General features: G+C 67.7%; 10 protein-coding genes and 2 riboswitches. Of the genes, 8 read left to right on the top strand and 2 right to left on the bottom strand.

Translation table 11 applies throughout. The features are described 5' to 3' along the window. The first annotated feature begins 183 nt into the window (after positions 1–183). The 7 genes from G3O00_RS34445 (at position 184) to G3O00_RS34415 (ending at position 9,628) form a co-directional block, all read left to right on the top strand. Entirely contained in the window at positions 184–1,236 is a 1,053-nt protein-coding gene (locus tag G3O00_RS34445) for an oxidoreductase (protein ID WP_174935557.1), read from the top strand. Between the two features lie 158 nt (positions 1,237–1,394). Further along, entirely contained in the window at positions 1,395–1,757 is a 363-nt protein-coding gene (locus tag G3O00_RS34440) for a hypothetical protein (protein WP_011350564.1), read from the top strand. A 113-nt stretch (positions 1,758–1,870) separates the two neighbouring features. Beyond that, positions 1,871–1,974: riboswitch (glycine riboswitch) on the top strand. Between the two features lie 33 nt (positions 1,975–2,007). Beyond that, positions 2,008–2,141, top strand: a riboswitch (glycine riboswitch). Between the two features lie 84 nt (positions 2,142–2,225). Next, positions 2,226–3,344 (top strand): glycine cleavage system aminomethyltransferase GcvT, encoded by a 1,119-nt coding sequence (gene gcvT / locus G3O00_RS34435; protein ID WP_011350563.1) that lies wholly within the window; start codon positions 2,226–2,228, stop codon positions 3,342–3,344. A 118-nt stretch (positions 3,345–3,462) separates the two neighbouring features. Continuing rightward, positions 3,463–3,846 carry a glycine cleavage system protein GcvH gene (gcvH, locus tag G3O00_RS34430; RefSeq protein WP_041492714.1) on the top strand — a complete coding sequence of 128 codons (384 nt, stop codon included), beginning with the start codon at positions 3,463–3,465 and terminating at the stop codon, positions 3,844–3,846. Positions 3,847–3,993: 147 nt separating this feature from the next. After that, entirely contained in the window at positions 3,994–6,921 is a 2,928-nt protein-coding gene (gene gcvP, locus G3O00_RS34425) for an aminomethyl-transferring glycine dehydrogenase (protein ID WP_174953309.1), read from the top strand. A 151-nt stretch (positions 6,922–7,072) separates the two neighbouring features. Then, positions 7,073–8,209: an alginate lyase family protein gene (locus G3O00_RS34420; RefSeq protein ID WP_206145649.1), complete on the top strand. Its 1,137-nt coding sequence runs from the start codon at positions 7,073–7,075 to the stop codon at positions 8,207–8,209. A 30-nt stretch (positions 8,210–8,239) separates the two neighbouring features. After that, the gene (locus tag G3O00_RS34415) at positions 8,240–9,628 is read left to right on the top strand and encodes an L-serine ammonia-lyase (protein ID WP_011350559.1); all 1,389 of its coding nucleotides are present in this window, start codon (positions 8,240–8,242) and stop codon (positions 9,626–9,628) included. Between the two features lie 67 nt (positions 9,629–9,695). On the opposite strand, the gene G3O00_RS34410 is transcribed toward G3O00_RS34415, so the two are convergent. Next, complete coding sequence (locus G3O00_RS34410; RefSeq protein ID WP_206145648.1) at positions 9,696–10,097, bottom strand: type II toxin-antitoxin system VapC family toxin; 402 nt, start codon at positions 10,095–10,097, stop codon at positions 9,696–9,698. Further along, a complete protein-coding gene (gene vapB, locus G3O00_RS34405; RefSeq protein ID WP_174935554.1) occupies positions 10,097–10,333 on the bottom strand; it encodes a type II toxin-antitoxin system VapB family antitoxin in 237 nt (78 codons plus the stop codon). Before vapB ends, G3O00_RS34410 begins: the two co-directional genes overlap by 1 nt. Before the next feature lie 346 nt (positions 10,334–10,679). On the opposite strand from vapB, the gene G3O00_RS34400 reads away from it, so the two are divergent. After that, positions 10,680–11,286 (top strand): thiamine pyrophosphate-binding protein (locus G3O00_RS34400; protein ID WP_277399353.1); only part of this gene is annotated, 607 nt, incomplete at its 3' end.

Raw genomic sequence — 11,286 nt, 5'->3', positions numbered from 1 at the left:
CCCCGCGCGGACGTCACGCAGGCCCGCGCAAAATGCCGGCTTTCCTTGCGCAAACGCCGCATCGCGACGCGCGTTTCGCCCGAACGCGCCAGTGCAAGCGGCGGCGCCATGCCAAAATAGCCGGTCGTCTTCGCGCCGTCTCGGCGCACCGTCCTTTAGTTTCCTTCGCAGCCAGGGATTGCCATGTCGTCATTGCTCAGGATTGGTTTGATGGGTTTCGGTTTCGCCGGCGCGACGTTCCACGCGCCCGTGATCGCCACGAGCGGCCGCACTGAAGTCGCCGCGATCGCGACGGGGCAGCCCGATCGCGCGCAGGCGGCGTATCCGGGCGCGCGCGTCGTCCCCGATCTCGACACGCTGCTCGGCCTCGACGACATCGAGTGCGTGGTGATCGCCACGCCGAACGACACGCACTTCGCGCTCGCGCGCCAGGTGCTCGAAGCCGGCCGCCACGTGGTCGTCGACAAGCCCGTCACGCTCACCGCCGACGAGGCGCTCGCGCTCGCGCGGCTCGCGAATGCGCGCAGCCGGCTGTTCGCGCCGTTCCACAACCGCCGTTGGGACGGCGATTTCCTCACCGTGCGCCGCATCGTCGAATCGGGCGAGCTCGGCCGGCTGACGTGTTTCGAATCGCACTTCGACCGCTTCCGCCCGACGCCGCGCACGCGCTGGCGCGAGGAGCCCGCCCGTGGTGGTGGCCTGCTGCTCGACCTCGGCCCGCACCTGATCGACCAGGCGCTTGCGCTGTTCGGCCTGCCGGAAACGGTGAGCGCGACCGTCAAGACGCGCCGCGACAACGGCACGGCGCCCGATTTCGTGCACCTGCAGCTCGGCTATCCGGACAAGGACGTCGCGCTGCATGCGAGCGCGCTGTCGGCAATCGAACCCGCGCGCTTCACGCTGCACGGCACCCGCGGCAGTTACCAGAAGTTCGGGCTCGACACGCAGGAGGACCAGCTCAAGGCCGGCCTCACCGCGGACGACGTCGAATTCGGCGGCGGCAACCCGCCCGGCCTGCTGCGCGTGCTCGACGGCGAAGTCGAGGTCGAGCGCCCGGTGCCGACGCTCGACGGCCAGTACGCGGAGTTCTACCGCGCGCTCGCCGCGTCGATCCACGACGGCGCGCCGTTCCCCGTCACCGCGCAGGACGCCGTCGACGTGATGACGATCATCGAACTCGCCGCGCAGAGCGAGCACGACGGCCGCCGGCTGCCGTTCGTGCGCCGCACGATCTGACACCGCGCGCGGGCCGGTAGCGGCCGGCCCGCGCGGGTGCGCGCGGACCAGCCGGAACATTCGGTTACAAATGCCGGGGGAACGAAAGTCAGCGGCAGACTGGTCTGATGCGTTTCTCAAAAAAGTCGATCCGACACCAATCCGTCAGGAGAATGTTGATGCAACGGTTGATTCGCGCAGCAGCGTGCTGCGTCCTGGTTTCCTCGCTTGCGGCCTGTATCGTGCAGCCGCAGCAGCCGGTCCGCCCGGCACCCCCGCCGCGGCCGAATCCGCAGGTCGTCGCGAACGAGCGGATGCAGCAGATCCAGGGCCGGATCGACAACCTGCACCGCCGCATCGATGCGCGCGTGAACGGCGGCTACTACCCGCCGCCCTACGGCGCACAGCTTCACCACCGCCTCGACGTGATTCGCCAGGAATCGAACGACATGTCCGCGCAACACAGCGGCGGCCTGTCCGGCGACGAGCAGCGCGTGCTGAACCAGGAACTCGACACGGCCGCGCGCGCGATCGGCGAGTAACGCACCGGCGCCCGCCGGAGCGGAAAAAGCGGCGGCACCGGTTGCCGTCGCTTGTCGCGAAGCGACATTCTTTTGCTCAAATTGACAAGGCCCACCCGCTCGCGTACAGTCGCCCGCACGCGTCGGGAGAGCGTGTAACCGTGCTGTTTCAGCACCGGTTGCGCCGCCGAAGGGGCACACCCGCAAACTCTCAGGCAAAAGGACCGACCGCGTCGGGGAATCCCGTCCGTGCATTGCGCGGGCCACACTCTCCCCGCACTCTGGAGAGCGGCAGTAGCCCGCAGCGCATCCGCTGCGCGGGCAAGCTGCCCACCGAAGGGGCGCGCGTTCGCCAGGCTCGGCCGGCAGCGCAATCTCTCAGGTATCGAGGACAGAGGGGCATGTACCGGATCGCTCGCAGGCCATTGGCCGCGGTGGTCGGCACATGGCCGTTCTGATCCGCGCGCAAGCGCCTTGCCTGAGGCCTCGATGACTGCACTGAATCACACCCCGCTCAACGCCGCGCACCGCGCGCTCAATGCCCGCATGGTCGACTTCGGCGGCTGGGACATGCCCGTCAACTACGGCTCGCAGATCGAAGAACATGAAGCCGTGCGCACCGACGCCGGCATGTTCGACGTGTCGCACATGTGCGTGGTCGATTTCACCGGCAGCCGCGTGCGCGCGTTCTTCGAGCACGCGATCGCGAACAACGTCGGCAAGCTCAAGACGCCCGGCAAGGCCCTCTACTCGTGCCTGCTCAATCCGCAGGGCGGCGTCATCGACGACCTGATCGTCTACTACTTCACCGAAGAATTCTTCCGCGTCGTCGTCAACGCCGGCACGGCCGAGAAAGACATCGCGTGGTTCAACCAGCTGAACGAGCAAGGCGGCTTCGGCGTCACGATCACGCCGCGCCGCGATTTCGCGATCGTCGCCGTACAGGGCCCGAACGCCCGCGAAAAAGCGTGGTCGACGGTGCCCGCCGCGCGCGCCGCCACCAGCGAACTGAAGCCGTTCAACGCCGCGCAGGTCGCCGGCACGCCGTTCGGCGATCTCACCGTCGCGCGCACCGGCTACACCGGTGAAGACGGTTTCGAAGTGATCGTCCCGGCCGTGCACGTCGAAGCGCTGTGGAACGCGCTGCAGCAAAACGGCGTGCGCCCGTGCGGGCTCGGCGCGCGCGACACGCTGCGCCTCGAGGCCGGCATGAACCTGTACGGCCAGGACATGGACGACACCGTGTCGCCGCTCGACGCGGGCCTCGCGTGGACGGTCGACCTTACCGCGCCGCGCGACTTCGTCGGCCGCGCCGCACTGGAAGCCAACGGCACCCGCGCCGCGTTCGTCGGCCTGATCCTGCAGAAGGAAAACGGCAAGGCCGGCGGCGTGCTGCGCGCGCACCAGAAGGTCGTCACGCCGCACGGCGAAGGCGAGATCACGAGCGGCACGTTCTCGCCGTCGATGCAGGAATCGATCGCGTTCGCGCGCGTGCCGGCGGCCGTCCAGATCGGCGACCTGGTCCAGGTGCAAATTCGCGACAAGAATCTTCCCGCGCGCGTGGTAAAACTGCCGTTCGTGCGCAACGGCAAGGTCCTCGCTGCGTAACGGCCGGGAGGCCCGCCTCCCGGGAAGCCGGGAGATGGCGCCCGGCGCAACACCACACCCGGCGCGCCCCGGCGGCGCGTCAGCAAAACGAATAAACCCTTTTAATCAGGAGCTTCCGATGAGCAACGTCCCGGCCGATCTGAAATACACCGACGAACACGAGTGGATCCGCACCGAAGCAGACGGCACGCTGACGGTCGGCATCACCGATCACGCACAGAGCACGCTTGGCGACATCGTGTTTCTCGAGTTGCCGCAAGCCGGCAAGCAGGTGAAGGCAGGCGACGCCATCGGCGTCGTCGAGTCGGTGAAGGCTGCATCCGACATCTACTCGCCGGTATCGGGCGAGATCATCGCGTTCAACCAGGACGCCGCGGACACGCCGGAAGATGTCAATGGCGATCCGTACGAAGCCTGGCTGTTCAAGATCAAGCTCGCCGCCGGCGCCAATACCGACAACCTGCTCAGCGCCGACGCTTACAAGAAGCTGATCGGCGACTAACTTTCTCACTCGTATCGCGCGGGGCAGGTCAGCCGCCCTGCCTCGCGCGAAGCCGGAGCGAGCGTCCAGGCGCACGCTCCGGCCGATTGCCAAGCATGCGGCCCGAGCCGGTGTCGAAGCACCCCCTCGGGCCGACCAAGGAACGCCATGAAGCTCGAACACCCGGACCGCCTGATGAACCGCACGCCCCTCTCGCTCGCCGCGCTCGAAACGCACGACGCGTTCGCCGAACGCCACATCGGCCCCGACGCCGCCAGCCAGCAGGCCATGCTCGACACGCTCGGCTTCGCGTCGCGCGCCGCCCTGATCGACGCCGTGATCCCGGCCTCGATCCGCCGCGCCGAAACGCTGCCGCTCGGCCCGTTCGCGCAGCCGAAGAGCGAGGCCGAAGCCCTCGCCGCCCTGCGTGTTCTCGCGGACAAGAACCAGGTGTTCCGCTCGTATATCGGTCAGGGTTACCACGACACGCACACGCCGGCCGTCATCCTGCGCAACGTGCTCGAAAACCCGGCGTGGTACACGGCCTACACGCCGTACCAGCCCGAAATTTCCCAGGGCCGCCTCGAGGCGCTCCTGAACTTCCAGCAGATGGTCGCCGACCTCACGGGCCTCGCGATCTCGAACGCATCGCTGCTCGACGAAGCCACCGCCGCCGCCGAAGCGATGACGCTGCTGCAGCGCACCGGCAAGCCGACGTCGAACGTGTTCTACGTCGCCGACGACGTGCTGCCGCAAACGCTCGAAGTGATCCGCACGCGCGCGCTGCCGGTCGGCATCGAGGTCAAGACGGGTCCGGCCGCCGACGCTGCGCAAGCGAATGCATTCGGCGTGCTGCTGCAGTACCCGGGTGTGAACGGCGACGTGCGCGACTACCGCGCGCTCACCGAAGCGATCCACGCGGCCGGCGGCCACGTGGTCGTCGCGGCCGACCTGCTCGCACTCACCGTGCTCACGCCGCCGGGCGACTGGGGCGCGGACGTCGCGATCGGCAACACGCAGCGCTTCGGCGTGCCGATGGGCTTCGGCGGCCCGCACGCCGCGTATCTCGCGGTGCGTGACGAATTCAAGCGCCAGATGCCGGGCCGCCTCGTCGGCGTGACGGTCGACGCGCAAGGCAAGCCCGCGCTGCGCCTCGCGCTGCAGACGCGCGAACAGCACATCCGCCGCGAAAAGGCCACGTCGAACGTGTGTACCGCGCAGGCGCTGCTCGCGATCATGGCCAGCATGTACGCGGTCTACCACGGCCCGCACGGCCTGAAGACGATCGCGCTGCGCGTGAACCGCATCGCGGCGCTGCTCGCCGCCGGCGTGAAGCAGCTCGGCTTCGCGACCGTCAACGACACGTTCTTCGACACGCTGACGATCGACACCGGCGCGCGCACCGCGCAGGTTCACGAATTCGCGAAGGCGAAGCGCATCAACCTGCGCCGCGTGAGCGACACGCAAGTCGGCGTATCGGTCGATGAAACGACGACGCGCGACGACCTCGCCGATCTCCTCGCCGTGTTCGCGCAAGCCGCGGGCGGCACCGCACCGGCCGTCGACGCGCTGGACGCGGGCCTCGCCGGCGTCGCCGCGCTGCCGGCCGGCCTCGAGCGCACGAGCGCGTACCTGACGCACCACGTGTTCAACCGCCACCATTCCGAAACCGAAATGCTGCGCTACCTGCGCAGCCTGTCGGACAAGGATCTCGCGCTCGACCGCTCGATGATCCCGCTCGGCTCGTGCACGATGAAGCTGAACGCGACGTCGGAAATGCTGCCCGTCACGTGGCCCGAATTCGGCGGCATCCACCCGTTCGCACCGGCCGAGCAGACCGTCGGCTACCGCGAGATGATCGACCAGCTCGAGCAGATGCTCGTCGCGGCCACCGGCTACGCGGCCGTGTCGCTGCAGCCGAACGCGGGCTCGCAGGGCGAGTACGCGGGCCTGCTGATCATCCACGCCTACCACGCATCGCGCGGCGAAGCCCATCGCGACGTGTGCCTGATCCCGGCGTCCGCCCACGGCACGAACCCGGCATCGGCGCACATGGCCGGCATGAAGGTCGTGGTCGTCGCCTGCGACGCGCAGGGCAACGTCGACATCGCCGACCTGAAGGCGAAGGCCGACGAGCACGCGAAGGACCTCGCGGCGATCATGATCACGTATCCGTCGACGCACGGCGTGTTCGAGCAGAACGTCCGCGAGATCTGCGAAATCGTCCATGCGCACGGCGGCCAGGTGTACGTCGACGGCGCGAACATGAACGCGATGGTCGGCCTGACCGCGCCGGGCCAGTTCGGCGGCGACGTGTCGCACCTGAACCTGCACAAGACCTTCTGCATCCCGCACGGCGGTGGCGGCCCGGGCGTCGGCCCGGTCGCGGTCGGCGCGCACCTCGCGAAGTTCCTGCCGAACCAGCGTTCGACCGGCTACACGCGTGAAGAAGACGGCATCGGCGCGGTATCGGCCGCGCCGTACGGCTCGGCGTCGATCCTGCCGATCTCGTGGATGTACATCGCGATGATGGGCGCGAAGAACCTGACCGCCGCGACGGAAACCGCGATCCTCAACGCGAACTACATCGCGAAGCGCCTCGCGCCGCACTACCCGGTGCTGTATTCGGGCCCGGGCGGGCTGGTTGCGCACGAGTGCATTCTCGACCTGCGTCCGATCAAGGAATCGAGCGGCATCAGCGTCGACGACGTCGCGAAGCGCCTGATGGACTATGGCTTCCACGCGCCGACGATGAGCTTCCCGGTGCCGGGTACGCTGATGGTCGAACCGACCGAATCGGAATCGCAGGAAGAACTCGACCGCTTCATCGCCGCGATGATCGCGATCCGCGACGAAATCCGTGCAGTCGAGGAAGGCCGCGCCGACCGCGAGGACAACCCGCTGCGTCACGCACCGCACACGGCGGCCGTCGTCACCGCGAACGAATGGCCGCACGCGTACTCGCGCGAGCAGGCTGCGTACCCGGTCGCGTCGCTCGGCACGAACAAGTACTGGCCGCCGGTCGGCCGCGCGGATAACGTCTACGGCGACCGCAACCTGTTCTGCTCGTGCGTGCCGATGTCGGAATACGCATAACGCACGCCAGGCCAGGAGCCGCCAGATGGTGACCGCACCGCACGCAACCCGGGGTTGCGTGCGGTTTTTTTGTTCGCCGCTCGAACCGGTTCACGTTCGCCCGCCAATCCGGCTAACATCACACGCGATCCAGCCAATGAAGGAGTTCCGCATGGTGCGTCCGATGTTTCCGGGCCATGGTGCAATGCAAAGGCGGCCGCGCGCGCGCCGCGTCGTGCCGATGCTCGTTGCGTCGCTGTCGTTTGCCGCCGCCAGCCTCGGCGCGTCCGGCAGCGCGCGCGCGGCGATGAATTTCTGTGCGGCGCCGGCACTGCAGGCGAGCGAGACGACACAGGCCGAGCCGGGCATCCAGGCGCTGATCCGCAGCGTCGACGCGCGTATCGGCGAGCAGCCAAAGGCGATGGCGCGCGTGCACACCGAGGGCACGCTGCCGCACGAAGGCATCTACGACCAGAGTGCTGCCGCGCTGAAGGATCTCGACCTGATGCGCGATGCGGCGCTCGCGTGGCGCGTGACGAACGCGCCACGCTACCTGCAGCTCGTCGACCGCTTCCTGTCCGCGTGGGTTTCGACCTACCAGCCGAGTTTCAACCCGATCGACGAGACGCGTTTTGAAAGCCTGATCGTCGCGTACGACATGACCGCGAGCGCGCTGCCGGTGAAGACCCGCAACGCGACGGCCGCGTTCATCGCGAAGCTCGGCGCCGGCTATGTCGCGCAGATCGACGCGCAGAAGCGCCCGCTCACCGGCACCTGGCGCAACAACTGGCAGAGCCACCGGATCAAGCTGATCGCGCTGTCCGCGTTCACGCTCGGCGATCGCAAGATGATGAATGCCGCGCAGCGGCTGTTCGTCGAGCATCTCGCCGACAACATCGGCCCGGACGGCAAGACCTGGGACTTCGAGGAACGCGATGCGCTGCATTACGCGGTCTACGACCTGCAGCCGCTGGTGACGGCCGCGCTCGCCGCGCGCCGCTTCAACCGCAACTGGCTGCGCGAACGGGGCGCGAACGGCGCGACGCTCGCGGTCGCGCTCGACTGGCTCGTGCCGTACGCGCTCGGCGAGAAGACCCACGAGGAATTCGTGAATTCGCCGGTGCCGTTCGACGCGAAGCGCCGCGAGGCCGGCCTGCCGGGCTACACGGGGCAGTGGGACCCGAAAAACGCCACCGAACTCTTTCATCTGGCCGCGCGGCTCGACGGGCGCTATGCCCGCGTCGCGCAGCAGCTTTCCCCAACGCCGCCCGCATGGCTCGCCGCGTGCCTGCCATTGCAGGCGCGCTAGCATTATTCTTAAAGCAAGGCAGGAATCAACATGGCAGTCAGCGTCTTTGACCTCTTCAAGATCGGTATCGGTCCGTCCAGCTCGCATACGGTCGGGCCGATGCGCGCGGCGCTGATGTTCGTCCAGGGCCTCGAGCGCGACGGACAACTCGACGCAACGGCACACGTGAAGGTCGAGCTGTACGGCTCGCTCGGCGCGACCGGCAAAGGCCACGGCACCGACCGCGGCGTGATGCTCGGCCTGCTCGGCGACGCGCCCGACACCGTCGATCCCGAAACCATCGACGCGCGGCTGGAAGACATCCGCAAATCGAAGAAGCTCGCGCTGCTCGGCACGCATCCGGTGCCGTTCGTGCTGAAGGAGAACATCGCGTTCTACCGCCAGGCGCTGCCCGAGCACCCGAACGGGATGAAACTGCGCGCGTCCGACGCGAGCGGCAACGTGCTGGTCGAGCGCACCTACCTGTCGGTCGGCGGCGGCTTCGTCGTGACGGCCGGCGCACCGAACACGAAGGTGCTGAGCGCGGCCGAGCAGATGACGCACCCGTTCCGCACCGGCGCCGAGCTGCTCGCGCTGACCGAGTCGACCGGCAAGTCGATCGCGCAGCTGATGTGGGAAAACGAGCGAGCGTGGCACACCGAGGAAGAGACGCGCGACGGCCTGCTGAAGATCTGGGCCGTGATGCAGTCGTGCGTGTCGCGCGGCTGCGGAATCGGCAACCCGGAAGCCGACGGCAACCTGCCCGGCCCGTTCCAGGTCAAGCGCCGCGCGCCGCAGCTGTACCGCACGCTGACGGGCAGCCCGGAGCGCGCGCTGCAGGACCCGCTGTCGATGATCGACTGGATCAACCTGTACGCGATCGCGGTCAACGAGGAAAACGCGGCCGGCGGCCGCGTCGTCACCGCGCCGACCAACGGCGCGGCCGGCATCATCCCGGCCGTGCTGCACTACTACACGCGCTTCACGCCCGGCGCGAACGAACAGGGCGTGATCGACTTCCTGCTGACGGCCGCCGCGATCGGCATTCTTTACAAGCTGAATGCGTCGATCTCCGGTGCGGAAGTCGGCTGCCAGGGTGAAGTGGGCGTCGCGTGCTCGATGGCGGCCGGCGCGCTCGCGGCCGTGCTCGGCGGCACGCCGCACCAGGTCGAGAACGCGGCCGAGATCGGGATGGAACACAACCTCGGCCTCACCTGCGACCCGGTCGGCGGGATGGTGCAGATCCCGTGCATCGAGCGCAACGCGATGGCGTCGGTGAAGGCGGTCAACGCGGCGCGCATGGCGCTGCGCGGCGACGGCTCGCACTACGTGTCGCTCGACTCCGTGATCAAGACGATGCGCGAGACGGGTGCCGACATGAAGACGAAGTACAAGGAAACGTCGCGCGGCGGGCTGGCGGTCAATATCGTCGAGTGCTGATGCCGGATCCGGCGGTCACGCGGGACGGATCAATCTCCCGCATGACCGCCGAACTCGGTACCTGGCACTAGTCGTTCAGCCAGTTTTCCAGCCGCAATCCCGGATAGCCGTCGAAATCCCGCTCGTTGTTGGTCACGAGGACGACATCGAGCGACACCGCGTGTGCGGCGATCAGCTTGTCGAGGTGATCCTTCTTCCGCTCGCGGGTTGCCTCGCGGACCGGGCCGTACGCTTGCGCAGCCGCGACGTCGAACGGCGCGACAGGAATATCGTCGATCAGCGCGGCAAGATTGCCGCGCTCCCGCGCTGGACTCGCGCACGCGGTGACGCCGTACTCGAGTTCGGCGTACGTGATCGCCGACATCACGACGTCCCCCGTGTAGCACTGCGCAAATCGTCTCGCAACCTGCTCCGGCTGATTCTTCATCAGGTAGAGGCACATGTTGGTGTCGAGCATGTAGCGCGCCATCACAAACCCTCGCGTTCGGCCTGCTCGTGGTCACCGCGCCCTTCGGCCATGAAATCCGGCCCGAATTTCGCGAACTTCTCGAGGACGTTCGTCAAAGGCCGCCGCGCCGGCCGAATACGGATTTCGTCACCGATGCGCTCGATTTCGAGTTCGATATCGCTGCGCTCGTAGGCAAGATCGGCAGGAATACGCACAGCCTGCGAGTTGCCGTTCCGAAATACCCTCGTCGTATGCATGTCGCCCTCAACATCCGGATGTACTGTGGATGTACAGTATATCCGCTTGGTCGACGATGTAAATCCATGTGTGTACATGCGCACTCACCTCGGTATCGATTCGGAAGCGAACGCCGGCTTACCGTTCATTTCGGTCCGGATAGGGCCGCTTCCGCGGCGCCCACGCCAAGCAGGCCGGCTCGACATTCGTAGCGCTCGATTTTTCAGCGTCGGGGAGGCCCGCACAAGCTGGCCGTTCGGCCGAAACCGAAGTACGTGCGCTGAAATCCTACGTGTTCCGACACTTTTCACCGCCCCGTCAACGGGCGTAAGCTGTACGTCCCGCTACCCAGGGAGACGGCAGCCCATGTCGCATTCCAAGGATCTCGAGCAGCCCGCCACCACCGGCGCGCGACTGCTCGTCGATGCGTTGCTCGTCAATCACGTCGAACGCGTGTTCTGCGTGCCGGGCGAGAGTTTCCTCGCCGTACTCGATGCGCTCGCGGACGACACCGCCCGTATCCAGACGGTCGTCTGCCGCCACGAGGCGGCCGCCGCGAACATGGCCGAGGCCGTCGGCAAGCTGACCGGCCGCCCCGGCATCGCGTTCGTCACGCGCGGGCCCGGCGCGACCCATGCGTCGATCGGCGTGCACACCGCGTTCCAGGATTCGACGCCGATGATCCTGTTCGTCGGCCAGTGCGCGCGCGAGCACCTCGACCGCGAAGCCTTCCAGGAAATCGACTACCGGCGGATGTTCGGCCAGATGGCGAAATGGGTCGCCCAGATCGACGACCCGCGCCGCATTCCCGAATACCTGAGCCATGCGTTCCACGTCGCGACGTCCGGCAGGCCCGGCCCGGTCGTGCTCGCGCTGCCGGAAGACGTGCTGTCCGAAGCGTGCGCGCCGCAGCCCGTCGTGCCGGCCGCGAAACGCGTCGCGGCCGCGCCGTCGGCCGCGCAGCTCGACGAGT

Source organism: Burkholderia sp. Ac-20384 (genome assembly GCF_017104605.1).
Classification (GTDB): Bacteria; Pseudomonadota; Gammaproteobacteria; order Burkholderiales; family Burkholderiaceae; genus Burkholderia; species Burkholderia lata.
Note: the sequence above shows the minus strand (reverse complement) of the source record. Positions and strands in the feature narration are given on the sequence as shown.

Bases quoted from the DNA above. Each gene is read 5' to 3' on its own strand.
- G3O00_RS34415 (WP_011350559.1), top strand. From the start codon at position 8,240: ATGGCAGTCAGCGTCTTTGACCTCTTCAAGATCGGTATCGGTCCGTCC.
- G3O00_RS34420 (WP_206145649.1), top strand. From the start codon at position 7,073: ATGGTGCGTCCGATGTTTCCGGGCCATGGTGCAATGCAAAGGCGGCCG.
- G3O00_RS34445 (WP_174935557.1), top strand. From the start codon at position 184: ATGTCGTCATTGCTCAGGATTGGTTTGATGGGTTTCGGTTTCGCCGGC.
- G3O00_RS34410 (WP_206145648.1), bottom strand. From the start codon at position 10,097: ATGGCGCGCTACATGCTCGACACCAACATGTGCCTCTACCTGATGAAG.
- gcvP (WP_174953309.1), top strand. From the start codon at position 3,994: ATGAAGCTCGAACACCCGGACCGCCTGATGAACCGCACGCCCCTCTCG.
- gcvH (WP_041492714.1), top strand. From the start codon at position 3,463: ATGAGCAACGTCCCGGCCGATCTGAAATACACCGACGAACACGAGTGG.
- G3O00_RS34440 (WP_011350564.1), top strand. From the start codon at position 1,395: ATGCAACGGTTGATTCGCGCAGCAGCGTGCTGCGTCCTGGTTTCCTCG.
- gcvT (WP_011350563.1), top strand. From the start codon at position 2,226: ATGACTGCACTGAATCACACCCCGCTCAACGCCGCGCACCGCGCGCTC.
- vapB (WP_174935554.1), bottom strand. From the start codon at position 10,333: ATGCATACGACGAGGGTATTTCGGAACGGCAACTCGCAGGCTGTGCGT.